General features: G+C 66.2%; 33 protein-coding genes. 5 read left to right on the forward strand and 28 right to left on the reverse strand.

The features are described from left to right. Window positions 1-30: 30 nt before the first annotated feature. From map to ACSZL9_RS07740, 25 genes are all read right to left on the reverse strand, one after another. Window positions 31-876, reverse strand: a complete 846-nt coding sequence (gene map / locus ACSZL9_RS07620) for a type I methionyl aminopeptidase (RefSeq protein WP_446665120.1) — start codon at window positions 874-876, stop codon at window positions 31-33. After that, entirely contained in the window at window positions 876-1,451 is a 576-nt protein-coding gene (locus ACSZL9_RS07625; RefSeq protein ID WP_446664861.1) for an adenylate kinase, read from the reverse strand. Before ACSZL9_RS07625 ends, map begins: the two co-directional genes overlap by 1 nt. Continuing rightward, complete coding sequence (secY, locus tag ACSZL9_RS07630; RefSeq protein ID WP_446664862.1) at window positions 1,451-2,773, reverse strand: preprotein translocase subunit SecY; 1,323 nt, start codon at window positions 2,771-2,773, stop codon at window positions 1,451-1,453. Before secY ends, ACSZL9_RS07625 begins: the two co-directional genes overlap by 1 nt. A 347-nt stretch (window positions 2,774-3,120) precedes the next feature. Continuing rightward, the gene (gene rplO, locus ACSZL9_RS07635; protein ID WP_446664863.1) at window positions 3,121-3,579 is read right to left on the reverse strand and encodes a 50S ribosomal protein L15; all 459 of its coding nucleotides are present in this window, start codon (window positions 3,577-3,579) and stop codon (window positions 3,121-3,123) included. A 1-nt stretch (window position 3,580) separates the two neighbouring features. Beyond that, window positions 3,581-3,763, reverse strand: coding sequence for a 50S ribosomal protein L30 (gene rpmD / locus ACSZL9_RS07640; protein ID WP_446664864.1), 183 nt, complete (start codon window positions 3,761-3,763; stop codon window positions 3,581-3,583). Beyond that, the gene (rpsE, locus tag ACSZL9_RS07645; RefSeq protein WP_446664865.1) at window positions 3,763-4,434 is read right to left on the reverse strand and encodes a 30S ribosomal protein S5; all 672 of its coding nucleotides are present in this window, start codon (window positions 4,432-4,434) and stop codon (window positions 3,763-3,765) included. The genes rpmD and rpsE overlap by 1 nt, the downstream gene beginning before the upstream one ends. A 34-nt stretch (window positions 4,435-4,468) precedes the next feature. Then, window positions 4,469-4,843, reverse strand: a complete 375-nt coding sequence (gene rplR, locus ACSZL9_RS07650) for a 50S ribosomal protein L18 (RefSeq protein ID WP_188839004.1) — start codon at window positions 4,841-4,843, stop codon at window positions 4,469-4,471. Between the two features lie 3 nt (window positions 4,844-4,846). Beyond that, window positions 4,847-5,386, reverse strand: coding sequence for a 50S ribosomal protein L6 (gene rplF, locus ACSZL9_RS07655; protein ID WP_446664866.1), 540 nt, complete (start codon window positions 5,384-5,386; stop codon window positions 4,847-4,849). Window positions 5,387-5,411: 25 nt separating this feature from the next. Beyond that, window positions 5,412-5,810, reverse strand: coding sequence for a 30S ribosomal protein S8 (gene rpsH, locus ACSZL9_RS07660; RefSeq protein WP_446664867.1), 399 nt, complete (start codon window positions 5,808-5,810; stop codon window positions 5,412-5,414). Between the two features lie 136 nt (window positions 5,811-5,946). Beyond that, window positions 5,947-6,132 (reverse strand): type Z 30S ribosomal protein S14, encoded by a 186-nt coding sequence (locus ACSZL9_RS07665; RefSeq protein ID WP_446664868.1) that lies wholly within the window; start codon window positions 6,130-6,132, stop codon window positions 5,947-5,949. Window positions 6,133-6,134: 2 nt separating this feature from the next. Next, on the reverse strand, window positions 6,135-6,704 hold the full coding sequence (gene rplE / locus ACSZL9_RS07670; protein WP_446664869.1) for a 50S ribosomal protein L5: 570 nt from the start codon (window positions 6,702-6,704) through the stop codon (window positions 6,135-6,137). Window position 6,705: 1 nt separating this feature from the next. Beyond that, the gene (rplX, locus tag ACSZL9_RS07675; protein ID WP_446664870.1) at window positions 6,706-7,056 is read right to left on the reverse strand and encodes a 50S ribosomal protein L24; all 351 of its coding nucleotides are present in this window, start codon (window positions 7,054-7,056) and stop codon (window positions 6,706-6,708) included. Window positions 7,057-7,060: 4 nt separating this feature from the next. Next, window positions 7,061-7,429, reverse strand: a complete 369-nt coding sequence (gene rplN / locus ACSZL9_RS07680) for a 50S ribosomal protein L14 (RefSeq protein ID WP_188839009.1) — start codon at window positions 7,427-7,429, stop codon at window positions 7,061-7,063. A gap of 127 nt (window positions 7,430-7,556) precedes the next feature. Next, window positions 7,557-7,859 carry a 30S ribosomal protein S17 gene (rpsQ, locus tag ACSZL9_RS07685; RefSeq protein WP_446664871.1) on the reverse strand — a complete coding sequence of 101 codons (303 nt, stop codon included), beginning with the start codon at window positions 7,857-7,859 and terminating at the stop codon, window positions 7,557-7,559. Next, window positions 7,856-8,110, reverse strand: a complete 255-nt coding sequence (gene rpmC, locus ACSZL9_RS07690; protein ID WP_446664872.1) for a 50S ribosomal protein L29 — start codon at window positions 8,108-8,110, stop codon at window positions 7,856-7,858. The genes rpsQ and rpmC overlap by 4 nt, the downstream gene beginning before the upstream one ends. Then, window positions 8,110-8,529: a 50S ribosomal protein L16 gene (rplP, locus tag ACSZL9_RS07695; protein WP_446664873.1), complete on the reverse strand. Its 420-nt coding sequence runs from the start codon at window positions 8,527-8,529 to the stop codon at window positions 8,110-8,112. Before rplP ends, rpmC begins: the two co-directional genes overlap by 1 nt. Further along, entirely contained in the window at window positions 8,529-9,353 is an 825-nt protein-coding gene (gene rpsC / locus ACSZL9_RS07700; protein WP_446664874.1) for a 30S ribosomal protein S3, read from the reverse strand. Before rpsC ends, rplP begins: the two co-directional genes overlap by 1 nt. Then, window positions 9,353-9,751, reverse strand: a complete 399-nt coding sequence (gene rplV / locus ACSZL9_RS07705) for a 50S ribosomal protein L22 (RefSeq protein WP_446664875.1) — start codon at window positions 9,749-9,751, stop codon at window positions 9,353-9,355. Before rplV ends, rpsC begins: the two co-directional genes overlap by 1 nt. A gap of 1 nt (window position 9,752) precedes the next feature. Next, window positions 9,753-10,034 carry a 30S ribosomal protein S19 gene (gene rpsS / locus ACSZL9_RS07710; protein ID WP_188839014.1) on the reverse strand — a complete coding sequence of 94 codons (282 nt, stop codon included), beginning with the start codon at window positions 10,032-10,034 and terminating at the stop codon, window positions 9,753-9,755. 3 nt (window positions 10,035-10,037) lie between these two features. Beyond that, on the reverse strand, window positions 10,038-10,874 hold the full coding sequence (gene rplB / locus ACSZL9_RS07715; RefSeq protein ID WP_446664876.1) for a 50S ribosomal protein L2: 837 nt from the start codon (window positions 10,872-10,874) through the stop codon (window positions 10,038-10,040). 38 nt (window positions 10,875-10,912) lie between these two features. After that, a complete protein-coding gene (gene rplW, locus ACSZL9_RS07720) occupies window positions 10,913-11,212 on the reverse strand; it encodes a 50S ribosomal protein L23 (protein WP_446664877.1) in 300 nt (99 codons plus the stop codon). A gap of 8 nt (window positions 11,213-11,220) precedes the next feature. Then, entirely contained in the window at window positions 11,221-12,129 is a 909-nt protein-coding gene (gene rplD / locus ACSZL9_RS07725; protein WP_446664878.1) for a 50S ribosomal protein L4, sunset domain variant, read from the reverse strand. Window positions 12,130-12,134: 5 nt separating this feature from the next. Then, entirely contained in the window at window positions 12,135-12,800 is a 666-nt protein-coding gene (rplC, locus tag ACSZL9_RS07730) for a 50S ribosomal protein L3 (RefSeq protein ID WP_446664879.1), read from the reverse strand. Between the two features lie 20 nt (window positions 12,801-12,820). Then, on the reverse strand, window positions 12,821-13,129 hold the full coding sequence (gene rpsJ / locus ACSZL9_RS07735; RefSeq protein ID WP_114930053.1) for a 30S ribosomal protein S10: 309 nt from the start codon (window positions 13,127-13,129) through the stop codon (window positions 12,821-12,823). A gap of 571 nt (window positions 13,130-13,700) precedes the next feature. Continuing rightward, window positions 13,701-14,306, reverse strand: coding sequence for a heme-binding beta-barrel domain-containing protein (locus ACSZL9_RS07740; RefSeq protein ID WP_446664880.1), 606 nt, complete (start codon window positions 14,304-14,306; stop codon window positions 13,701-13,703). Window positions 14,307-14,422: 116 nt separating this feature from the next. Between ACSZL9_RS07740 and ACSZL9_RS07745 the strand changes: the two genes are divergently transcribed. The 4 genes from ACSZL9_RS07745 to ACSZL9_RS07760 are packed head-to-tail and all read left to right on the forward strand — an operon-like array spanning window position 14,423 to window position 17,934. After that, window positions 14,423-15,340, forward strand: a complete 918-nt coding sequence (locus ACSZL9_RS07745) for an ABC transporter ATP-binding protein (protein WP_446664881.1) — start codon at window positions 14,423-14,425, stop codon at window positions 15,338-15,340. Then, window positions 15,337-16,284, forward strand: coding sequence for a hypothetical protein (locus tag ACSZL9_RS07750; RefSeq protein ID WP_446664882.1), 948 nt, complete (start codon window positions 15,337-15,339; stop codon window positions 16,282-16,284). The genes ACSZL9_RS07745 and ACSZL9_RS07750 overlap by 4 nt, the downstream gene beginning before the upstream one ends. Beyond that, on the forward strand, window positions 16,281-17,195 hold the full coding sequence (locus tag ACSZL9_RS07755; RefSeq protein WP_446664883.1) for an ABC transporter ATP-binding protein: 915 nt from the start codon (window positions 16,281-16,283) through the stop codon (window positions 17,193-17,195). The genes ACSZL9_RS07750 and ACSZL9_RS07755 overlap by 4 nt, the downstream gene beginning before the upstream one ends. Before the next feature lie 19 nt (window positions 17,196-17,214). Then, window positions 17,215-17,934: an ABC transporter permease gene (locus ACSZL9_RS07760; protein ID WP_446664884.1), complete on the forward strand. Its 720-nt coding sequence runs from the start codon at window positions 17,215-17,217 to the stop codon at window positions 17,932-17,934. 2 nt (window positions 17,935-17,936) lie between these two features. On the opposite strand, the gene ACSZL9_RS07765 is transcribed toward ACSZL9_RS07760, so the two are convergent. Genes ACSZL9_RS07765 through ACSZL9_RS07775 form a run of 3 tightly spaced genes read right to left on the reverse strand, consistent with a single transcriptional unit; the run spans window position 17,937 to window position 20,801 of the window. Next, window positions 17,937-18,851: a helix-turn-helix domain-containing protein gene (locus ACSZL9_RS07765; RefSeq protein WP_446664885.1), complete on the reverse strand. Its 915-nt coding sequence runs from the start codon at window positions 18,849-18,851 to the stop codon at window positions 17,937-17,939. Between the two features lie 58 nt (window positions 18,852-18,909). After that, window positions 18,910-20,127 (reverse strand): CynX/NimT family MFS transporter, encoded by a 1,218-nt coding sequence (locus ACSZL9_RS07770; RefSeq protein ID WP_446664886.1) that lies wholly within the window; start codon window positions 20,125-20,127, stop codon window positions 18,910-18,912. Further along, window positions 20,124-20,801 (reverse strand): FadR/GntR family transcriptional regulator, encoded by a 678-nt coding sequence (locus tag ACSZL9_RS07775; protein ID WP_446664887.1) that lies wholly within the window; start codon window positions 20,799-20,801, stop codon window positions 20,124-20,126. Before ACSZL9_RS07775 ends, ACSZL9_RS07770 begins: the two co-directional genes overlap by 4 nt. A 219-nt stretch (window positions 20,802-21,020) precedes the next feature. On the opposite strand from ACSZL9_RS07775, the gene ACSZL9_RS07780 reads away from it, so the two are divergent. Next, on the forward strand, window positions 21,021-22,112 hold the full coding sequence (locus tag ACSZL9_RS07780) for a LuxR C-terminal-related transcriptional regulator (RefSeq protein WP_446664888.1): 1,092 nt from the start codon (window positions 21,021-21,023) through the stop codon (window positions 22,110-22,112). Window positions 22,113-22,225: the final 113 nt, after the last annotated feature.

The raw sequence follows: 22,225 nt of genomic DNA on the forward strand, positions 1-22,225 counted from the left end.
CGCCTCGGTCAATGCACCAGCCTGCCACGATTACGCGGTGACGGGGGCGTATGTCGCCCCGACCGCTGCCAGACTGGCCGCTCCCCCATCGACCGCGGTCAGCACCCACAGTCCGCCCTCGGTGACCGCGACGGTGTGCTCCCAGTGCGCAGCGCGGGACCCGTCGTCGGTGACCACGGTCCACTCGTCGGCCAGCTCGTGCGACTCGTGCGTGCCGAGCGTCAGCATCGGCTCCACCGCGACCGTCGCGCCGACCCGGACCTCCGGCCCGCGCGGCCGCACACGTTCGTTGTAAACGGTGGGCTCCATGTGCATCTCGGTCCCGATGCCGTGTCCGGTGTAACCGTCGACGATGCCGTAGCTGCGACCGTCGGCCCGCCCGCTGGCGACCACCGAGTCCTCGATGTCGCCGCCGATCTGATAGATCCCGATGCCCGGGCGCAGCGCACCGATGCCGGCCCAGAGCGCCGTCCGTGTCGCCGCCGACACCTGCAGGTCCTCCGGGCGCGCCGCTGTGTCACCGCCGACCACGACCGTGACTGCGGAGTCGCCGTGCCAGCCGTCCACGATCGCGCCGCAGTCGATCGACACCAGGTCACCGTCGTGCAGCACCCGCGCGCCGGGTATGCCGTGCACGACCTCGTCGTTGACCGACACGCACAGCGTGCCCGGGAAGCCGTAGTAGCCCAGGAAGCTCGGTACGCCGCCCCGACCGCGGATGAACTCCTCGGCGAGCGCGTCCAGCTCGCCGGTGGTCATGCCGTCACCGATCGAGGCCTCGAGCATCTCGAGGCACTCGCCGACGACGAGACCGGCGCGACGCATGAGCAGAATCTGCTCGGGCGTCTTGACCGGCAGTCGCTCGCGACCGAAGATCACGCGGTCGCGAGTCCGTCCAGCGCGGTGTCGATCCGCGACGTGACCTCGTCGAGCTCGCCGACACCGTCGATCTGCACGACCCGGTCGCGCTCGGAGTAGATCCGCACGAGCGGCGCGGTCTCCTCGCGGTAGATCCGCTGCCGCTCCCGGATGACGTCCTCGGTGTCGTCGCTACGACCGCTGGTCTCTGCCCGCTTCACCAGCCGGGTGATCAGTTCGTGCTCGTCGACCTGCAGTTCGAGCACCGCCTCGACCTGGTGACCGTCCTTGGCCAACAGTTCGTCCAGCGCCTCGACCTGGGCGACCGTGCGCGGGTAGCCGTCGAGCAGGAAGCCGTCCTGGGCATCGTCCTGGGCCAGCCGGTCCGCGACGATCTGGTTGGTGATCTCGTCGGTGACGTAGCCGCCGGAGTCGAGGATCCCCTTGACCTGCTGGCCGAGCGGCGTCTCGCGCTTGATGTTGTCGCGGAAGATGTCGCCGGTGGAGATGTGCGGGATGCCTCGCTTCGCGCAGATCCGCTCGGCTTGCGTGCCCTTACCCGCACCAGGCGGACCCAGAATGATCAGACGCATTATCGGAGGAACCCTTCGTAGTGGTGCTGCTGCAGCTTGGAATTGATCTGCTTGACGGTATCGAGACCGACACCTACGAGGATGATGATGGAGGCGCCACCGAACGGGAAGTTCTGGTTGGTCCCCACCAAGGCGAGCGCGATCAGCGGGATCAGCGCGATGATCGCCAGGTAGATCGCGCCGCCGACGGTGATCCGCGACAACACGTAGTTGATGTATTTCGCGGTCGCCTTGCCGGCGCGCACGCCCGGGATGAACGAGCCGGACTGCTTCAGTCCGTCGGCCACTTCATCGGGCTGATAGGTGATCGAGACGTAGAAGAACGTGAAGAAGACGTTCAGCACGGTGTAGACGATCATGTATGACGGATGGTCGCTCTTGCCGAGGTTGTTGAAGATCCACTCGGCCCACCCGGACGGAGCGGTGGTCGACCCCTGCGGGTTGGTGAACTGCGCGACCATCACCGGTAGCGATAGCAACGAGCTGGCGAAGATGATCGGGATCACGTTGGCCATGTTGACCTTGAGCGGGATGTAGGTCGACGTCCCGCCATACATGCGCCGGCCGATCATCCGCTTGGCGTACTGCACGGGGATGCGCCGGATGGAGTTCTCGACGTAGACCACGATGGTCAGGATGACCAGGCCCATCAGCACGACGAGGATGAACTTGCCCCAGCCCTGGTTGCGGATCGACCAGATCTCCGACGGCACGCTGGCGGCGACCGAGACGAGGATCAGGATCGACATACCCTGCCCGACGCCCTTCTCGGTGACCTGCTCACCGAGCCACATGATCAGTCCGGTGCCGGCGGTGAAGGTGATCACCATGATGACAAGCGTGGGCATCGCTCCGTCGGTCATGATGTCGGCACATGCCGGTCCGCTGCCGAGGATCGACTGCGGATTGTTGTGCACCGCGGTGACGAGAGTCGAGGACTGCAGGATGGCCAAGCCGATGGTCAGATAACGCGTGTACTGCGTCATCTTCGCCTGTCCGGACTGACCTTCCTTCTTCAGCTGCTCGAATTTCGGGATGACCACCTGGAGCAGCTGCACGATGATCGTCGCGGTGATGTAGGGCATGATGCCCAGCGCGAAGATCGACAGCTGGAGCAGCGCTCCACCGGAGAACAGGTTGGCCAGTCCGAGCAGTGACTGTTGCCCGGTGGCGCCGTTCTGACAGGCCTGCACCTGCTTGTAGTCGATGCCGGGAGTGGGGACGTGCGAGCCCACCCGGTACACCGCAACGATGGCCAGCGTGAACAAGATCTTGTTACGTAGCTCGGGCGTGCGGAACGCGCGGCCGAAGACGTTGAGCAACGTGAGTCCTCCTGGGCACGCCCCCGGGCGGAGGCGAGCCATGACGTGTGCCGGCAGGTCCGTTCGGGACCGTCGAGCCGACCGGGCCCCACGCCGGTTTGACGGAGGCACGTGTTGAGCTGGTTGTGAAGTTTGTTGCGGTGGTGCAGCACAGGGTGCTGACTGCGTCGGTATGGCGGGCAGTTGCGACCGCGTCGCCGGCTGCAGAACCGACCCGGTGCCAGAGATTACCTGGCGGGCGCTACGGCAGAGCCGCCGGGATGCGCGAAACGCTCCGCACGAACAACGAGAAGTGTGATCTCGTCGTTCCCACGGAGCGTTTCAGCGGTGAGTGGTCACGAGCTGCCTCAGGCGGCAGTGATCGTGCCGCCCGCGGCCTCGACCTTGTCCTTGGCCGAAGCGGAGAACTTCTGCACGGTGAGGTTCACCTTGACGGTGATCTCGCCGGTGCCGAGCACCTTGACCGGCTGGCCCTTGCGGACCGCGCCCTTGGCGACCAGGTCCTCGACGGTGACGTCGCCACCCTCGGGGAACAGCGCCGAGATCTTGTCCAGGTTGACGACCTGGTAGGTGACCTTGAACGGGTTCTTGAAGCCCCGCATCTTCGGCAGCCGCATGTGCAGCGGCGTCTGGCCACCCTCGAAGCTCTCGGGCACCTGGTAACGCGCCTTCGTGCCCTTGGTGCCGCGACCGGCGGTCTTACCCTTGGACGCCTCACCACGACCCACACGGGTCTTGGCGGTCTTGGCGCCGGGGGCAGGACGCAGGTGATGCACCTTCAGTGCGTGCGTCTTCTCTTCAGTCATTTCACTTCTCCTCGACAGTCACCAAGTGGGCGACCGCGCGAACCATGCCGCGGAACTCGGGGCTGTCCGGCTTCTCGACGCTCTGGCCGATCCGCTTCAGACCGAGCGACCGCAGGGTCTGCCGGTGCTGAGGCTTGCCACCGATCTCCGAACGGATCTGCGTCACAACCAGTGTGTTCGCCATCAGGCACCTGCCTTGTCACTCTGCGCGGATGCGGCTGCATCGGCCATCGCGTGCTGCATGGCGACCGGGGCGACCTGGTCCAGCGGCAGACCGCGGCGTGCGGCAACTGCCTCGGGACGCTCCAGCTCCTGCAGCGCGGTCACCGTTGCGTGCACGATGTTGATCGCGTTGTCCGAGCCGAGCGACTTGGACAGCACGTCGTGGATGCCCGCGCACTCCAGCACGGCGCGCACCGGACCACCGGCGATGACACCGGTACCGGGGCTGGCCGGACGCAGCAGGACAACGCCGGCGGCGTCCTCACCCTGCACCGGGTGCGGGATGGTGCCGCCGATCATCGGGACGCGGAAGAAGTTCTTCTTCGCCTCCTCGACGCCCTTGGCGATGGCGGACGGCACTTCCTTGGCCTTGCCGTAGCCGACGCCGACGGTTCCCTGCCCGTCGCCGACGACGACGAGCGCGGTGAAGCTGAAGCGACGACCACCCTGCACGACCTTCGCGACGCGGTTGATGGTGACAACGCGCTCGAGGTACTGGTTGCGGTCGTCACCACCACGGCGACCGCCGCGGTCGTTGCCGCCGCGCCGGTTGTCGCGACGGTTGTCGTTGCGGTTGTTGTCGTTCGAGTTGCTGCCGGTGCCGGCAGCGCCTCGACGCTGGGGTCCAGGCATCAGTGCTTCCTCATTTCGACGTTGAACGTTGCCATTAGAGAGTCAGTCCGCCTTCCCGGGCGCCGTCCGCGATGGCGGCGACCCGACCGGCGTACTTGTTACCGCCACGGTCGAAGACAACGGCCTCGACACCGGCTGCCTTCGCGCGCTCGGCGACGAGCTCGCCGACCTTGCGGGCCTTGGCGGTCTTGTCACCGTCGAGCGCACGCAGGTCCGCCTCCATCGTCGACGCGGACGCGACGGTCTTGCCGACGGTGTCGTCGACGACCTGCACGAACACGTGCCGCGAGGAGCGGTTGACGACCAAGCGGGGACGCTGCGCGGTGCCCGACACGCGCTTGCGCAGCCGGAAGTGGCGCCGAGCGCGGGCCGCAGCCTTGCTCGTGGAACGCTTCACAATCTTTGCCATGGCTTACTTACCAGCCTTTCCGACCTTGCGGCGGATGTGCTCGCCTTCGTAGCGGACACCCTTTGCCTTGTACGGGTCCGGCCTGCGCAGCTTGCGGATGTTGGCGGCAACCTCACCGACCTGCTGCTTGTCGACACCGCTGACCGAGAACCGGGTGGGGTTCTCGACCGCGAAGGTGATGCCCTCCGGAGCCTTGACCAGGATCGTGTGGCTGTAGCCGAGGGCGAACTCCAGGTCCGAGCCCTTGGCGGTCACGCGGTAACCCGTGCCGTGGATCTCCAGCTTCTTGGTGTAGCCGTCGGTGACACCGACGACCATGTTGTTGATGAGACTGCGGGTCAGGCCGTGGCGTGACCGCGACTCACGCTCGTCGTTCGGACGGGACACGGCGATCGAGCCGTCCTCGTCCTTGGCGACGGTGATGGGATCCGGCACGGTGAGCGCGAGCTGGCCCTTGGGGCCCTTGACCGCGACGGCCTGGCCGTCGATGGTCACCTCAACTCCGCCCGGCACCGGAACGGGAAGACGTCCAATACGCGACATCTGTCTAACTCCTTATCTGTTCCGGTTACCAGACGTAGGCGAGGACTTCCCCGCCGACGCCCTTGGTCGCCGCCTGCCGATCAGTCAGCAGGCCGGACGACGTGGAAAGGATGGCAACGCCGAGACCACCGAGCACCTTGGGCAGGTTGGTGGACTTGGCGTAGACCCGCAGGCCGGGCTTGCTCACGCGGCGGACGCCGGCGATGGAGCGCTCCCGGTTGGGGCCGTACTTCAGGTCGATGGTGAGTGTCTTGTCGACACCCTCGCCCTCGACGCGGTAGCCGGAGATGTAACCCTCCGCCTGGAGGATCTCGGCGATGTGCGACTTGAGCTTGCTGTGCGGCATCGTCGCCGAGTCGTGGTGCGCCGAGTTGGCGTTCCGGACGCGGGTCAGCATGTCCGCGATCGGGTCGGTCATGGTCATGGTGGGCTCTTGCCCTTCTCACCGTGGTTTCTGCTGGCCGGAGCCGGTACGGACCTTCGGTGTAGTTGTTACGTGGTTTATGCAGGGTGCGCTGGCTGCGCTGGTATGGCGAAGGCGAACCCTCGCCACACCGATTTCACCAGCTGGACTTGGTGACGCCGGGCAGCTCGCCGCGGTGGGCCATCTCGCGCAAGCAGATCCGGCACAGGCCGAACTTGCGGTAGACCGAGTGGGGCCGGCCGCAGCGCTGGCAGCGGGTGTAGCCACGCACCGAAAACTTCGGCTTCTTGTTGGCCTTGTTGATCAGGGCTTTCTTGGCCATGCTCAGTTCTCCTTGAACGGGAAGCCGAGGTGCTTCAACAGGGCCCGGCCTTCGTCGTCGTTGCTCGCAGTGGTGACGACCGTGATGTCCATGCCGCGGACGCGGTCGATCTTGTCCTGGTCGATCTCGTAGAACACCGACTGCTCGGTCAGACCGAAGGTGTAGTTGCCGTTGCCGTCGAACTGCTTGGGCGACAGACCGCGGAAGTCGCGGATGCGCGGCAGTGCGATGGAGACCAGACGGTCCAGGAACTCCCACATGCGGTCGCCGCGCAACGTCGTGTGCGCGCCGATCGGCATACCCTCACGCAGCTTGAACTGCGCGATCGACTTGCGGGCCTTGGTGACGGCCGGCTTCTGGCCAGTGATCGCCGCCAGGTCCTTGATCGCGCCGTCGATCAGCTTGGAGTCACGGGCGGCGTCGCCGACACCCATGTTGACGACGACCTTGGTCACCGTCGGCACCTGCATGACGTTGGCGAACTTGAACTCGTCGGTCAGCTGGCCCTTGATCTCGGAGTGGTAGCGCTCCTTGAGACGGGGCGCCACCTTCTCAGTAGCGGTAGCAGTCATCTCAGAGGTCCTTTCCGGAACGGACCGACACGCGGGTGCGGACCGTCTTGGTGCGACCGTCGCGCTCCACCTGCTCCTCGCGGATGCGGATGCGGGTCGGCTTGTTGGTCTCGGGGTCCACGATCATCACGTTGCTCACGTGGATCGGTGCCTCGGTGACCTCGATGCCACCGGCACCGCCGCCCGGCTGACCGGCCTTGACGTGCTTGGTGATCCGGTTGACACCCTCGACGAGCACGCGGCGGCGCTCCGGGTCGACCGAGATGACCTTGCCCTGCAGGCCCTTGTCCTTGCCGGAAATGACCTGGACGAGGTCGTTCTTCTTGATCTTCATCTTCGGCTTGCCTGCCATGGTCTTAAAGCACCTCCGGCGCGAGCGAGATGATCTTCATGAACTTCTTGTCACGCAGCTCGCGGCCCACCGGGCCGAAGATGCGCGTGCCGCGCGGGTCACCATCGGTCTTGAGGATGACCGCAGCGTTCTCGTCGAACTTGATGTAGCTGCCGTCCGGGCGGCGCTTCTCCTTGCGGGTACGCACGACAACCGCCTTGACCACATCGCCCTTCTTGACGTTTCCGCCCGGGATGGCGTCCTTGACGGTCGCCACGATGGTGTCACCGATGCCGGCGTAGCGACGTCCCGAGCCACCGAGCACACGGATGCACAAGATCTCCTTGGCACCGGTGTTGTCGGCGACGCGCAGTCGCGACTCCTGCTGGATCACGTTTCTTCTCCTGTCGTCTCACTGGTTCTCGCCCGCGGCGAGCCTTGCGGAACGGATGTGTTTGCAGTTGCGGTGGCGAAGCCACCGCGGTGGTCGTATGGCGACAGCTGTCGCCATACGCACGTCTTTACTTGGCCTTCTCGAGGATCTCGACGACGCGCCAGCGCTTCTGCGCCGACAGCGGACGGGTCTCCATGATCAGGACACGGTCGCCGACGCCGCAGGTCTCCTGCTCGTCGTGCGCCTTGACACGGGCGGTCTTGCGCTGGATCTTGCCGTAGAGCGCGTGCTTGACGCGGTCCTCGACCTCGACGACGACCGTCTTGGTCATCTTGTCGCTGACGACGTAGCCCTGGCGGGTCTTGCGGTAGTTGCGCTCGCCCTCGGCCTTCACCTCGGTCACGCCCTGCTCCTTCACTTCTTCGCTCATGCCTCGGCCTCGGCCTTCTCCTGCTCGACCGCGCGGCCGATGCCGAGCTCACGCTCGCGCAGCTCGGTGTAGATGCGGGCGATGTCCTTGCGGACCGCACGCAGCCGCGAGTTGTTCTCCAGCTGGCCAGTGGCCGACTGGAAGCGCAGGTTGAACAGCTCCTGCTTGGCCTTGCCGAGCTCCTCGGACAGAGCCTGGTCGTCCAGCTCACGCAGCTTGGCGGGAGTCAGGTCCTTCGAACCCACTGCCATCAGACGTCACCACCTTCACGCGCGACGAAGCGGCACTTCATCGGCAGCTTGTGCATCGCCAGGCGCAGCGCCTCACGAGCAACTTCCTCGGACACACCGGACAGCTCGAACATGATCCGACCCGGCTTGACGTTGGCGACCCACCACTCGGGCGAGCCCTTACCGGAACCCATGCGGGTCTCAGCCGGCTTCTTCGTCAGCGGACGGTCCGGGTAGATGTTGATCCAGACCTTTCCGCCACGCTTCATGTAGCGGGTCATGGCGATACGAGCGGACTCGATCTGCCGGTTGGTGACGTATGCCGGCTCCAGTGCCTGGATGCCGTAGTCACCGAACGACACAGCGGTGCCACCCTTGGCAGCGCCACTGCGCTTGGGGTGGTGCTGCTTGCGGTGCTTCACACGACGGGGAATCAACATCAGGCTTCAGCTCCCTGGGTGCTCGCCTCGGCCTTGGGGGCCTCGGCGGTTGCTTCCGTGGCGGCCGGTGCCTCGGTGCTGCGCGGTGCCGAGTCACGGCGTCCGCGGCCACCGCCGCGACGGTCGTCACGACGGCCACGCGACGGGCGGCTCGGTGCCGCAGCCTGCTCGCGTGCCAGCTCCTTGGCGGTCAGGTCGCCCTTGTAGATCCAGACCTTCACGCCGATGCGGCCGAAGGTGGTGCGGGCCTCGTAGAAGCCGTAGTCGATGTTCGCGCGCAGCGTGTGCAGCGGCACACGACCCTCGCGGTAGAACTCGGTGCGGCTCATCTCGGCGCCGTTCAGGCGGCCGGAGACCATCACTCGGATGCCCTTGGCACCGGCGCGCTCGGCCGTCTGCATTCCCTTGCGCATGGCGCGACGGAAGTTGACGCGGGCCGAGAGCTGCTCGGCGATGCCCTGGGCGACCAGCTGAGCGTCGGTCTCGGGGTTCTTGACCTCGAGGATGTTCAGCTGAACCTGCTTGCCGGTGAGCTTCTCCAGCGCACCGCGCAGGCGGTCGGCCTCGGCGCCGCGGCGACCGATGACGATGCCCGGGCGTGCGGTGTGGATGTCGACGCGCACCCGGTCACGGGTCCGCTCGATCTCGACCTTGCTGATGCCGGCGCGCTCCATGCCGGTCGACATCAGCTTGCGGATCGCGACATCTTCCTTGACGTAGTCGCGGTAACGCTGACCCGGCTTCGCCGAGTCCGCGAACCAGCGGCTCTTGTGGTCCGTCGTGATGCCCAGACGGAAACCGTTCGGGTTGACCTTCTGACCCATTACCGGCCACCGTCCTTTCGCTCGGGCTGTGCAACGTGCAGCGTGATGTGGCTCGTCCGCTTCAGGATCCGGCTCGCGCGACCCTGCGCACGGGGACGGAACCGCTTCATCGTCGGGCCTTCGTCGACATACGCCTCGGTGACGACCAGCAGGCGCTCGTCGAACGCGACGGTTGCCTGGTCGGCCTTCTGGCGGGCGTTGGCGATGGCGCTGTTCAGGATCTTCAGGACCTGCTCGCTCGCACCCTGCGGGGCGAAGGTGAGCACCTGGATTGCTTCCTGGACGTTCTTGCCACGCACCATGTCGACGACACGGCGTGCCTTCATCGGCGTCACGCGGACGAACCGCGCCTGCGCCTTGGCACCCACGGTCGGGGTGGTGTTCTCAGTCGTGGACATATCAGCGACGCCGTCCCTTCCGGTCGTCCTTCTCGTGGCCCTTGAAGGTCCGTGTGGGAGCGAACTCGCCGAGCTTGTGGCCGACCATCGCCTCGGTCACGAAGACCGGGACGTGCTTGCGGCCGTCGTGCACGGCCAGCGTGTGGCCGAGCATGTCGGGAGTGATCATCGACCGACGGGACCAGGTCTTGATGACGTTCTTGGTGCCGGCTTCGTTCTGTGCGTCCACCTTCTTCTGGAGGTGGTCGTCGACGAAGGGGCCCTTCTTCAGTGAACGGGGCATTTCTTACCGCTTCTTTCCAGTACGACGGCGACGCACGATGAGCTTGTCGCTCTCCTTCTTCGGGCGACGGGTGCGGCCTTCGGCCTGACCCCAAGGGCTGACCGGGTGACGACCACCGGAGGTCTTGCCCTCACCACCACCGTGCGGGTGGTCCACCGGGTTCATCACGACACCACGCACGGTCGGGCGCTTGCCCTTCCAGCGCATGCGGCCGGCCTTGCCCCAGCTGATGTTGCTCTGCTCGGAGTTGCCCACCTCGCCGATCGTTGCGCGGCAGCGCACGTCGACGTTGCGGATCTCACCGGACGGCATACGCAGCTGGGCGTAGGGGCCGTCCTTGGCGACCAACTGCACGCGGGCACCGGCCGAGCGGGCGATCTTCGCACCGCCACCGGGCCGCAGCTCGATGCAGTTGAGGATCGTGCCGGTCGGGATGTTGCGCAGCGGCAGGTTGTTGCCGGGCTTGATGTCGGCGCCGACACCGTTCTCCACCGTGTCGCCCTGCTTCAGGCGGCTCGGCGCGATGATGTAGCGCTTCTCACCGTCGGCGTAGTGCAGCAGCGCGATGCGCGCGGTGCGGTTGGGGTCGTATTCGATGTGCGCGACCTTGGCCGGGATGCCGTCCTTGTCAAGACGACGGAAGTCGATGACGCGGTAGGCGCGCTTGTGACCGCCACCGATGTGACGCGTGGTGATGCGACCCGACGCGTTGCGACCGCCGGTCTTGGGCAGCGGACGCACCAGCGACTTCTCGGGCGTCGAGCGAGTGACCTCGGCGAAGTCGGCCACGCTCGAGCCACGACGCCCCGGCGTCGTCGGCTTGTATTTGCGGATAGCCATTGTCTGTCCTTAGGAGTCTTGTCTGCGGGCGATCGTCTTCAGGCCTGCGAGCCGAAGATGTCGATCGCGCCTTCCTTGAGCGAGACGATGGCGCGCTTGGTGTCCTTGCGCTTGCCGGTGCCGAAGCGGGTCCGGCGCGTCTTGCCCTGACGATTCATGGTGTGGACCGAGTCGACCTTGACGTCGAAGATCTCCTCGACGGCGATCTTGATCTCGGTCTTGTTCGCCCGCGGGTCGACGAGGAAGGTGTACTTGCCCTCGTCGAGCAGGGCGTAGGACTTCTCCGAGACGACCGGCGCGATCAGGATGTCGCGGGGGTTCTTGCCTGGTTGTGTCATGGCGAGACTCACTTGTCCTTCTCGGTCTGCTGAGCGGCGGCGCCACCTGCCGGTGCGAACCCGGCGGCGATGGCGGCCTCGGCCGTCTTGAACCACACCTCGGCGACCGTGGCGTCATACCAACGGGAACCGGCGACGTGGTACTTCATCGAGTCCTTGTTGCCCTTGACCGTGAAGGTCTGCGGGTCCGGCGATGCACCGTCGGCCAGCGGAGCTGCCGAGTCGGCACCGAAGCCACCGTCAGCGGCCGCGGTCTCGGCGACGGCCGCCGGAGCAGCTGCCTTCACAGCAGCGGCCGGGCCGGCCAGGAAACGGTCCAGGGCGGCCTGGGTGAACACCAGATCGTCGGCGCACAGCACGTCGTAGGTGTTGAGCTGGTCGACGAACAGGATGTGCACGTCGGCCAGGTTGCGCACCGACAGCAGAGCGTTCTGCTCGTCGCGGGTGAGCACCACCAGGAGGTTCTTGCGGTCGGTCAGCTCGCCCAGGACAGCGGCTGCTGCCTTGGTCGACGGCTTGTCGCCCTCGACCAGCGACGTCAGCACGTGAACGCGGTCGTGACGGGCCCGGTCGGACAGGGCACCGCGCAGGGCGGCGGCCTTCATCTTCTTGGGGGTCCGCTGCGCGTAGTCACGCGGCTTCGGACCGTGCACGGTGCCACCGCCGGCGAACTGCGGGGCGCGGGTCGAACCCTGACGGGCGCGGCCGGTGCCCTTCTGGCGGTAGGGCTTCTTGCCACCGCCGCGGACCTCGCCGCGGGTCTTGGTGGAGTGCGTGCCCTGACGTGCCGCGGCCAGCTGCGCCACCACGACCTGGTGGATCAGCGGGACGTTGGTCTGCACGTCGAAGATCTCGGCCGGCAACTCGACAGTGCCCGCCGCGGCGCCAGTGGCGCTCTTGATGTCAACGGTCGTCATCTGGCTCAGGCCTCCTTGACGGACGACTTCGCCGCGGTCTTGACCAGGACGATGCCGCCGCGGGGGCCGGGAACGGCACCCTTGATCAGCAGCAGGCCCTTGTCGGCGTCGATCGCGTGAATCGTGAGGTTCTGGGTGGTCTGGCGCTCGCCGCCCATGCGGCCCGCCATACGCATGCCCTTGAAGACGCGGCCCGGGGTGGCGCAGCCACCGATCGAACCCGGCTTGCGGTGGTTACGGTGCGCACCGTGCGAGGAGCTGACGCCGTGGAAGCCGTGACGCTTCATGACACCGGCGAAGCCCTTGCCCTTGGTGGTGCCGACGGCGTCGATGCTCTGTCCGGCCTCGAAGGTCTCCACGGTGACTTCCTGGCCGAGCTGGTAGTCGGCGGCGTCAGCGGTGCGGATCTCGGCGAGGTGACGACGCGGCGTGACGCCCGCCTTCTCGAAGTGGCCGGTCAGCGGCTTGGTGACCTTGCGCGGGTCGATCGCGCCGTAGCCGATCTGCACCGCGTGGTAGCCCTCGGTCTCTCCACGGACGGCCGTGACGACGCACGGTCCGGCCTGGACGACGGTGACCGGGATGAGCCGGCCGTTCTCGTCCCACACCTGGGTCATGCCGAGCTTCTCGCCCAGAACACCCTTCACGGAACGCTCAGTAATGTGAGTCATATCGAGTCATTCCTCTCAGTTCAGAGCTTGATCTCGATGTTGACGTCCGCCGGCAGGTCGAGACGCATCAGCGAGTCGACGGCCTTCGGCGTCGGGTCAACAATGTCGATCAACCGCTTGTGGGTGCGCATCTCGAAGTGCTCGCGGCTGTCCTTGTACTTGTGCGGTGAACGGATAACGCAGTAGACGTTCTTCTCCGTCGGCAGCGGCACCGGGCCGACAACCGTTGCACCGGCACGAGTGACCGTGTCGACAATCTTGCGCGCCGAGCTGTCGATGACCTCGTGGTCATACGACTTCAGTCGGATGCGGATCTTTTGTCCCGCCATTCGCCCGTGTCTCTCTCTCGCCGTACTCGTTTACTTACTAGGTCTGGTCGGTGCGATCTCGCTTCGCCTCCGACCCCCGCGCTCGGGTGTGTCGCGTGTGCTCCGCAGCACGACGCAGACTTCTCTGGCGTGGGTGGCCGGGCGAAATCACTGCGATCTCGCGCCGAGTGGCTTGCGCTTCCCGACCTCACCCGCATGGTCCGCCGTTGCGACGAACTGGGCGCTTTCGGGGCGGCAGCGGGCATATCGCCGGACGCGAATTGCTTCACATCACCGACGACACGCGTGATCACTGCGCGTCAAGCAACTTGAACAGTCTGCCAGAGACACCAGCACAGGCCAAATCGAGGCAAGTGCGGACGTGAGTGACGTCTGCCACGGTGGGTTCTGGTCGCCTGCTACCGATGCGATCCGTGTGCACAACCCTCAACGGTCGCGGGTTGTGTGCACGATTCGAACCGCACGCGTGCACAACCCTCAACAGTCGCAGGTTGTGTGCAGAAGGCGCCTCCCGGGCGCGGCATACGAAAGGGCTCGCGCGTGATGCGCGAGCCCTTCGTCGTATGTCGGATCAGTTGTACTGACTGCCCGGGTGGAAGCGCTTGACGCGACTGAGGGTGTTCTCGTCGGTGTGGTGCATCGTCTCGCCGGTCTGCGCGAGCTTCAGCTCGATGTCGGACGTGTAGCTGAAGGTCTCGGCGTCCTTGACCGCGAACTCGCTCTTGAAGCTCATGATCTGAGCGCGCTCGATGAGGTAGGGGTTCTGCAAGATGCCGAAGTCGACAGCACCGGGCGTGGCGTCGAAGCGCAGCTGGGTGTCCCGCGGCTCGGCCTCGCTGCCGGCCAGGATCGCGATGCCCCGACCGAAGACGACGTTGCGGATCACGATCTTGCGCTGGGCGTCCCATAGCAGGAAGCCGATCTCGTCGTGGAACGGATCCATCGCCTCCTCGCCGTGCCGCCACGCGGTCATCGAGTAGTTGAGACCCCACAGTGTCTGCCGACCGTTCTCCTGGATCGGGATCGGCTTGAAGTCGGCCTTCTCGAAGTAGCTCGTCCTCGAGGTCTCGTCCTCCTTGTTGTGGTAGGACAGGTCGACTCCGACGTCGCCCTCCCACTCGCCCACGAGCGGAGTCAACGGACCGAGTTTCTGCGGACCCTGGATGGTCTCGAACATTCTGGTGCCTTCTACTTCCAATCGATTCATTTTTACAAGCATTTTCGAAATTACCACCGCCCCGAAGGTGCGCCGCGCCGCCCCCGTCGGCTCCCGGAGCCGGTTAGGGTCTATGCATGGGGGTCGCCGACACACAGGGTCTGACGATGCAGTACCCCGGTGTGCGTGCGCTCGACGCGCTCAGCCTGAGCGTCCCCGAGGGGATCACCGGGGTCGTCGGCGTGAACGGCGCCGGCAAGTCCACCCTGATCAAGGTGCTGCTCGGCCTGCTCCGCCCGACCGGCGGCGCGGCCCGCGTGCTCGGCATGGACCCCACGACGCAGGGCGCGCAAGTCCGTGCCCAGGTGGGCTACATGCCCGAGCACGACGTGCTGCCCGGCGACGTCTCGGCCGCCGAGTTCGTGATGCACATGGCGATGATGTCGGGCCTGCCGAAGGGCGCAGCCCGCGAGCGCACGTCGGACGTGCTGCGACACGTCGGCCTCGCCGAGGAGCGGCACCGTCCGATGGGCGGTTACTCGACCGGCATGAAGCAACGCGCCAAGCTCGCCCAGGCGATCGTGCACAGCCCGCACCTCGTGCTGCTGGACGAGCCCACCAACGGGCTGGATCCGCGAGCCCGCGACGACATGCTCGACCTGATCGGCCGGATCGGGCACGACTTCGGCATCTCGGTCATGGTCACCAGCCACCTGCTCGGCGAGCTCGAGCGCACGGTCGACTACGTCATCGTCATCGACTCCGGTCGACTGTTGCGCGCGGAACGCACCCAGGAGCTGACCCACACGACCGGCAACGTCGTGGTCGAGGTGCTCGGCCCGCCCGGCAGTGACCAGCGCATCGGGCAGGCACTGGTCGATGCGGGTGTGCAAGCATGGCCGGTCGGCGAGCGCATCGAGGTCCGCGTCGAACGAGCCGAGACGCTCGACCTGATCCGCGATCTCATCGCCGACGCCGGCCTCGGTCTGGTCCGCCTGCAAGAGGTGCACCACAGCCTGGAAGAAGTCTTCACCGCGCAGGGAGGTGCCCGATGAGCACCGAACCCGTGCACGGCGATCCGGGCAGCCAACCGCAGCGTCGCGGCGTCATACATGACATCGGCTACCGGCCCTTCACCGGCCGCCGCCAGGGCACCGGCGCCGTCGCCTGGTCCCTCTACCTCACATCGTTGCGGCACTGCTTCGGGATCGGCCGGTCCGGCAAGTCGAAGGTCATGCCCTGGCTGATGGCGGCGGTCATCCTGATCCCCGCACTCGTCCTGGCCGGCCTGCTGCTCCAGCTGAACAAAATGTCCCTGGGCGACCAGGCGGATCTCTTCGGACCACTGGCCACCTATTTCGGCCTCCCCTACTGGACCCAGTTGCTGATCACCATCTTCGCCGCCGCACAGGCACCGGTGCTGTTCGCACGCGATCTGCGCTACCGCACCGTCGTGCTGTATTTCGCCCGTCCGCTGTCGCGGACGATGTATGTCCTGATGAGGCTGGCGGCGCTGACCACGGCACTGTTCGCGATCGTCGTCATACCGCTGACCATCTGGTATGCCGCGGCGCTGAGCGCCGATGTCGACCACGGCGAGCACACCGAGAACTACCTGGCCGCAATCGTCGGTGTCGCCGTGCTTTCGTTGCTGCTGGCGACGTTCTCCGGGATGGTCTCGGCGATCACGACCCGGTCGGGACTCGCCGTCACCGCGGTCATCGTGGCGTTGATGCTCAGCTCGGGCATCGTCACGGCGATCCAGGGGGCGGCATACGACGCGAACAACGAGACGGTCAGCTTCATCGGGTCGCTGTTCAACCCGTTCTCGGTGGCAGCCGAGCTGATCAGCGGGTTGTTCGACCAGCCGACTCCGGTCGACACGATGTTGCACCCGGGCACCGGATGGACCATCGGCTTCGCGGTCGCCGCTCTCTGCTGGATCGCCGGGTCGGTGACGATCCTTGTCGCACGCACCCGGAAGGCGGCTGCATTGTGAGTGAACTGCAGCTGATCGACGTCTCGCGTTGGTACGGCAACGTCGTGGCCGTCAACGACGTCAACATGCACATCGGCCCCGGGATCACCGGTCTGCTCGGCCCCAACGGCGCCGGCAAGTCGACGCTGCTGTCGATGATGGCCGGGCTGCTGCCGCCGTCCGCCGGCACGGTGACCATCGACGGGCGCCCCACCCGCGGCAACACCGAGATCTACCGCCAGATCGGGCTGGTCCCTGTCCAGGAGTCGCTCTACGACTTCCTCACCGGTGAGCAATTCGTGCAGCTCAACGCCGAGTTGCAGAAGACTCCCCAACCGAAGCTCGCGGCCAAGAACGCCATCGGCCTGGTCGACATGGCAGCTGCGGCCGACCGGAAGATCTCGACATACAGCAAAGGCATGCGTCAGCGCATCAAGGTCGCCTCCGGGCTGGTGCACGATCCGACGGTGTTGCTGCTGGACGAGCCGTTCAATGGCATGGACCCGATCCAGCGCCGGCACATGATGGGGCTGCTCACCGGTTTCGCCGAGCAGGGCCGCACGATCGTCTTCAGCTCGCACATCCTGGAGGAGGTCGAGCAGATCGCCCGCCAGGTCGAGGTGGTCGTCGCCGGGCGGCACGCAGCCAGCGGTGACTTTGCGGCCATCCGCCGCCTGATGACCGACCGGCCGAACCAATACATCGTCCGCAGCTCCGACGACCGCAAGCTGGCTGCACTGCTGCTGACACAGGAATCCGTGCGGGGCGCCCGCCTGCGCGGGGAGAAGGCTCTGGAGGTCGAGGCCGACGACTTCGGCGGGTTCGCCCAGATCATCCCGAAACTCGCTCGGGACAACGGGATTCGGATCTTCGAGGTCAACCCGACGGACGAGTCGCTGGAGAGTGTCTTCAGCTACCTGGTGAATTCATGACGCCCGCGGAGGATGCAGCATGAACGTCCCGATCCTGCGGCTCGGGCTGCGCTCACTCTTCGGCCGCGCACGGGTGTGGCTGATGATCGCGATGCCGGTGATCCTGCTCGCGCTCGCCGCCGTGACCAGCGCGACGGCAAGCGGCGACCTCGCACCGGACTCAGCACAGAACTTCCTGAATGTCTTCGGCATCGGCGTCGTGATCCCCGTCGTTGCCCTGGTCGCCACGACGACACTGATCAGCTCCGAATTCGACGACGGGTCGATCATCTACCTGCTGACCAAACCCGTCTCCCGCATGTCGATCATCGCCAGCAAGTCGGTCATCGTGCTCGGCGCGGGCCTCGTCTTCGGCGCACTGATGATGTTCCTCGCGGGCCTGGTCATGGTCGGCGGTGCGGGCAGTGTCGCGGTCGGTGCCCTCGTCGGCGGTGTCGTGTCGACCGTCGCCTACGTCGGGATCTTCACCGCACTGGCCACGCTGATGAAGCGCAGCATCGTCGGCTGCCTGCTCTTCTGGCTGCTGTGGGAGTCCACCGTGTCCTCGCTGTTCTCGCCGGTGAAGTGGTTGTCCGCGCGAGCATGGGGCACCGCCGCGATGCAGCATGTCGCTGACGTCGGTGACGCCAAGCCTGCGGTCCCGTTGCTGTATGCCGTGCTGGCCGCGCTCGTCGCGCTCGGTGCCGGCATCGCACTGGCCGGACAACGCCTGGCGTCGATGACGATCTCCGAGGAATAGGTTCACGCAGGTTCGGCAACCCACTTCATCGGGTCGCCCCAGCCGAGGTCGGTGATGCCGTGCTTGTCCAGGGCGAGCGAGACCAGCGTCCGCCGGTGAGCGGCGAAGGTCAGCACGTGCGCGAGCATCCCGCCATACGTGAAGACCTCGGCCTGTTCGCCGGACGCGTCGACGAAGGTGTCATCGAGCTCGCCGTGCTGGATCGCCGCGCGGACGTTCTCGGCGAAGCGCGGGCCCTCGACCGTCAGTCGTGACCGCAGCGAGCTCACGGACTCGTGTTCCTCGATGCCCCAGTCGTATTCGCGGTTGACCAGCACGGCGTTCCACATCCCCATCTGTCCGACCAGGCGGGACAGCAGCCGGCGCAGCGTCATCACGTCGGGATCGTCGTCGAGGCCGTACTCGATCCGCTCGTCCAGTTGCTCGTCGGTCAATCGTGTTGCGCGGTCGATGAATTCGCCGGTCAGCCAGATGTGGTGATCGATCATCTTGGTAAGTAGTTCCATGGCGGTGAGTCCTCCTGCGCCGGGCAGCCGAATGCCGCCGGGTGGCTGAAAGTGCACCCCGTTGTTCGATGGGATTTTGAAATCCACCGGATGCCAACGGAATTCGCGTGGCGCCATACCGAAATGGCGAGCGAACGCGCGGGTGAAGGCCTCGTGCGAGGCGTAGCCCGCCTCGACCCCGACCTCGATGATCCGGCGTTCACTGGTGATCAGTCGGTATGCCGAACGCTCAAGCAGCAGCCGCCGACGCAGCGCCACCGGGGGTTCTCCACCGACCGACGAAACGATGCGGTCCAGGTGGAACCGCGAGGTGTAGAGCCGCTGCGCGAGTTGCGTCGGCGAGGTCGACTCGTCGTCCAGGCTCTCGGCGAGGACCTCGACGTAGCGTGCGAACGTGTCGGCGTTGCTCATGGCTCGAGCATGGCGCAAGAGCGCTGACCCGCGCTTGATCAGCGTTGCGCGCGCCGACTCAGATCGAGTCCGGCGCCATCTTGCCCGCGCGGGCCGCGCGCAGCGCCGCCGCTCCCTGGGGTATGGCGAAACAGACCAGCACGATCATCGCGACGGTCCACGATCCGGTGGAGTCGTGCACAGCACCGATCAGGATCGGGCCGATCGCGGCGAGCACGTAGCCGACGGACTGCGCCATACCCGAGACCTGCCCCGCCTGCACGGTCGAGTTGCTGCGCAACACCATGAAGAGCAACGCCAGACCGATGCCGCACCCGGGCCCGACCATGACCAGCCCGGCCCACAGCACCCACCAGCCGTGCGCCGTGAGCAGGCCGACGAAGCCGAGCACGCAGACCCCGAGCGCCCCCAGGGTGATGGCTCGCTGGTCGACGAACCGGCCCGCCACGATCGGCGCCAGCAGCGAGCACGTCAGCCCGACGGTCTGCCCCAGCGCCAGTACGCCACCGGCGGCCGCGCTGGTCATCCCCGCCTCGTCCATCAGGAACTTCGGCAGCCAGGCACCGAAGGTGTAGAAGATCAGCGATTGAGCACCCATGTAGATCGTGATCGCCCAGGCGGTCCGGTCACGCCAGATGCGGGTCGACGGTCTGGTCGGCGGCACCCGGTGCACCTTGCGCAACTGCGGCAGCCACTGCACCATCGCCACGGCCACCAGCAACCCCCAGACCCCGAGGCTCAGCCGCCAGTCGCCGCCGAGCGCGTCGTCGACGGGCACGACCAGGCCGGCTGCGACGGCGGCGCCGCCGGACAGCGTCATCGAGTAGAGGCCGGTCATCACCCCCGAGCGGTGCGCGAAGTCTCGCTTGATCAGCGCCGGCAGCACGACGTTGCAGACGCCGATGCCGATGCCGATCAGCACCGATCCGGCGAAGAGCGCGACCGCCGAGGTGATCAGCCGCAGCGCGATGCCTGCGATGAGCACCACGAGCGACCCGAAGATGGTGCGCTCGATGCCGAAGCGGTGCGCCATACGTGGCGCGAAGGGTGCGCTGATGCCGAAGAAGAGCACCGGCAGCGTCGTCAGCAGCCCCGCGGTCGAGCTGCTGAATCCGAAGGAGTCGGAGATCTCGTCGATGAGCGGCGACACCGACACGACGGCCGGCCGGAGGTTGGCGGCGACCAACATGATGCCGAGCGCCGCGGCGATCGCGGCGCCACCGTGCAGTGCGGACTTCTGCTGCGCGTCCTGCTCCCCGGCCTGCGCACAACTCATCGGCGTGTGCCTGCGACGGCGTCGTCGAGGTAGGCGTGGACGGCGGCGCGCGCTGCGTCAGGGTCGCGCCGCTCGATCGCCTCGACGAGCTCTCGGTGACCGGGAGGATGCACCTGGGTGGAATGCAGCGCCCGGGTGACCTGCGCGTGCGACTTCCGCATCGCTTCGACGACTCCGGCGTAGATCTGCACCAGCAATTCGTTGCCGCAGCCGGCCACCACACCAGCGTGGAAGTCGATGTCCGCCTGGTCGTAGCGGTCGGATGCGCCTGCGACGAAAGCCTCCTCGGCCGTCTCGAGCAGACGCCGCATGCGCCGTCGGTCGGCGACGGTCGCCGACCGGGCGGCCGACGCGGCCGCCTCCGACTCCAGCGCACGGCGCACCTGCAGCAGGTCGAGCAGCTCGCTCGGGGCGCCACGGGACAGCACCGCCACGAACGGATTGGCGCTGCGCACGTAGGTCCCGTCGCCACGCCGCGGGGCGAGCAAGCCGGCGTGCTCCAGGGCACGCACCGCCTCGCGGATCGTGTTGCGCCCCACGCCGAATCGCTCGACGAGCTCGGGTTCGGCCGGGATGCGCGAACCGACCGGCCACCGGCCCTCGCGGATCAGTGTCTCCATCCGCTCCATGACGAGTTCGCTGGTGCGTTTCGGGGCATCGATCAGGTCCGGCACGCGATTGAACCTAACATGGGATGTTTGTCGATCGCGGCCGGCCCGCCATCACTGGCGGACGGCCGTTTTCACCTACCCGTTGGTCAGTTCGGTGTTTGCCGAACGTGCCGTTCTCCTGCCCGGTAGATTTCGATCCGTAGACGGGTCTGCTGCTGGAACCGACCGGACCCGGTTGCCGTCAATTCAGCGAGTCCAGTCGCGTTCGAATATGGGGGAACAGTGCTCGCAACTTCGGAGTTGGCCGCCTACAGCTGGATTGTCAGCAATCCCGGCGCCGAGATGACACAAGCAGCGCTTGCTCTCCGGATGACCAAGGACGACGCAGCAGCGACTGTCCAAAGGCTTCGCGAGTTGCATCTGGTGATCGGTGACAATGCGGTCGGGCTACATGCCGTATCGCCGGAAATCGCACTCGCGCGGCGCGTCGACGACGACGAGCGACGCCTGCGTGAATTGCAGTCGGAGGTGAGTAAGCAACGCATGGCGTACGCCCAACTGATGCCGCACTTCTCAACGGCCACTGCAACGACGGCACGCAACGACAGCATCGAGGTCGTGGAAGACGTGCCGACCATCACGTCCTACCTGGCGGATCTCTGCCGAACCGTGCGCGACGAGTTGCTGATTGCTCAACCAACTCGTCGCATCTCCGCCAAGAGTCTTGTCGAAGGAGTCCCACAGGATTTGGAAATGCTTGCCCGGGGAGTCATTCGCAAAAACCTCTATGTGGCTTCCAACCGGGTAAGCGCTGCGGTCCGAAACGCGGTCGCGGAGTGTGAAGAGGCGGGCGCGGAGTATCGAACCATCGCAGCGATCCCGTTGCGCATCATGTGCTTCGACGGCACAACTGCCCTCGTTTCGCGCAGCAGTAGACGATCGGACCGGGCCGCGATCATCATTCGGGACCCTGACATCGTCCAAGTGCTGCGAACGATCTACTTGACTGTGTGGGAGTCCGCGGAGCCATTCGCGGCGCCGGAATCGACTGCGCCCGCAGCAGCGGACGTGGCGCTCGTCAATGCCCTGGCGCATGGCTTGACGGATGAGCAGGTTGCCCGCCGCCTAGGTATCAGTGTCCGGACGTGCGGGCGACACATCCGCGCTCTCATGGACGCGATCGGCGCAACCTCCAGGTTCCAGGCCGGCGTGATGCTGGCTGGAGAAGTGACAGGTGGCCCGCACACCCGCCCGGCTGCTGACCGGAATGCGCCACGTCGTGATGTTGCCGCCACAAAGAGTCAGCGGGAGTCGAGCCTGCCGATCTCGCGGCAACCGACTTCCTCCCAGGGCTCCGTCCGTCTCTGGCCGTAGCGCTCAGCAGCGACGCATGACCTGAATTGGACATGTCGAGTAAATGCGTCTCCCCATAACGGGTTTCAGCGATAATTATTGCCGCGTCAGCACAACTCGAATCTCTGCAAGGA

The sequence above is a fragment of the Flexivirga sp. B27 genome (assembly GCF_052905685.1).

Coding starts and splice junctions, on each gene's coding strand:
- ACSZL9_RS07745 (WP_446664881.1), top strand. CDS start 14,423: ATGGGGGTCGCCGACACACAGGGTCTGACGATGCAGTACCCCGGTGTG.
- ACSZL9_RS07625 (WP_446664861.1), bottom strand. CDS start 1,451: ATGCGTCTGATCATTCTGGGTCCGCCTGGTGCGGGTAAGGGCACGCAA.
- ACSZL9_RS07665 (WP_446664868.1), bottom strand. CDS start 6,132: ATGGCCAAGAAAGCCCTGATCAACAAGGCCAACAAGAAGCCGAAGTTT.
- rpsE (WP_446664865.1), bottom strand. CDS start 4,434: ATGCCTGGACCCCAGCGTCGAGGCGCTGCCGGCACCGGCAGCAACTCG.
- rplD (WP_446664878.1), bottom strand. CDS start 12,129: ATGACGACCGTTGACATCAAGAGCGCCACTGGCGCCGCGGCGGGCACT.
- rpsQ (WP_446664871.1), bottom strand. CDS start 7,859: ATGAGCGAAGAAGTGAAGGAGCAGGGCGTGACCGAGGTGAAGGCCGAG.
- rpsJ (WP_114930053.1), bottom strand. CDS start 13,129: ATGGCGGGACAAAAGATCCGCATCCGACTGAAGTCGTATGACCACGAG.
- rplR (WP_188839004.1), bottom strand. CDS start 4,843: ATGGCAAAGATTGTGAAGCGTTCCACGAGCAAGGCTGCGGCCCGCGCT.
- rplE (WP_446664869.1), bottom strand. CDS start 6,704: ATGACTGCTACCGCTACTGAGAAGGTGGCGCCCCGTCTCAAGGAGCGC.
- ACSZL9_RS07770 (WP_446664886.1), bottom strand. CDS start 20,127: ATGAGTTGTGCGCAGGCCGGGGAGCAGGACGCGCAGCAGAAGTCCGCA.
- rplW (WP_446664877.1), bottom strand. CDS start 11,212: ATGACACAACCAGGCAAGAACCCCCGCGACATCCTGATCGCGCCGGTC.
- rplV (WP_446664875.1), bottom strand. CDS start 9,751: ATGTCCACGACTGAGAACACCACCCCGACCGTGGGTGCCAAGGCGCAG.
- rpsH (WP_446664867.1), bottom strand. CDS start 5,810: ATGACCATGACCGACCCGATCGCGGACATGCTGACCCGCGTCCGGAAC.
- ACSZL9_RS07750 (WP_446664882.1), top strand. CDS start 15,337: ATGAGCACCGAACCCGTGCACGGCGATCCGGGCAGCCAACCGCAGCGT.
- rpmC (WP_446664872.1), bottom strand. CDS start 8,110: ATGGCAGTGGGTTCGAAGGACCTGACTCCCGCCAAGCTGCGTGAGCTG.
- ACSZL9_RS07740 (WP_446664880.1), bottom strand. CDS start 14,306: ATGTTCGAGACCATCCAGGGTCCGCAGAAACTCGGTCCGTTGACTCCG.
- rplC (WP_446664879.1), bottom strand. CDS start 12,800: ATGACTCACATTACTGAGCGTTCCGTGAAGGGTGTTCTGGGCGAGAAG.
- rplO (WP_446664863.1), bottom strand. CDS start 3,579: ATGACTGAAGAGAAGACGCACGCACTGAAGGTGCATCACCTGCGTCCT.
- rpsS (WP_188839014.1), bottom strand. CDS start 10,034: ATGCCCCGTTCACTGAAGAAGGGCCCCTTCGTCGACGACCACCTCCAG.
- ACSZL9_RS07765 (WP_446664885.1), bottom strand. CDS start 18,851: ATGAGCAACGCCGACACGTTCGCACGCTACGTCGAGGTCCTCGCCGAG.
- rplX (WP_446664870.1), bottom strand. CDS start 7,056: ATGGCAGGCAAGCCGAAGATGAAGATCAAGAAGAACGACCTCGTCCAG.
- rplB (WP_446664876.1), bottom strand. CDS start 10,874: ATGGCTATCCGCAAATACAAGCCGACGACGCCGGGGCGTCGTGGCTCG.
- rplF (WP_446664866.1), bottom strand. CDS start 5,386: ATGTCGCGTATTGGACGTCTTCCCGTTCCGGTGCCGGGCGGAGTTGAG.
- rpmD (WP_446664864.1), bottom strand. CDS start 3,763: ATGGCGAACACACTGGTTGTGACGCAGATCCGTTCGGAGATCGGTGGC.
- ACSZL9_RS07760 (WP_446664884.1), top strand. CDS start 17,215: ATGAACGTCCCGATCCTGCGGCTCGGGCTGCGCTCACTCTTCGGCCGC.
- rplP (WP_446664873.1), bottom strand. CDS start 8,529: ATGTTGATTCCCCGTCGTGTGAAGCACCGCAAGCAGCACCACCCCAAG.
- rpsC (WP_446664874.1), bottom strand. CDS start 9,353: ATGGGTCAGAAGGTCAACCCGAACGGTTTCCGTCTGGGCATCACGACG.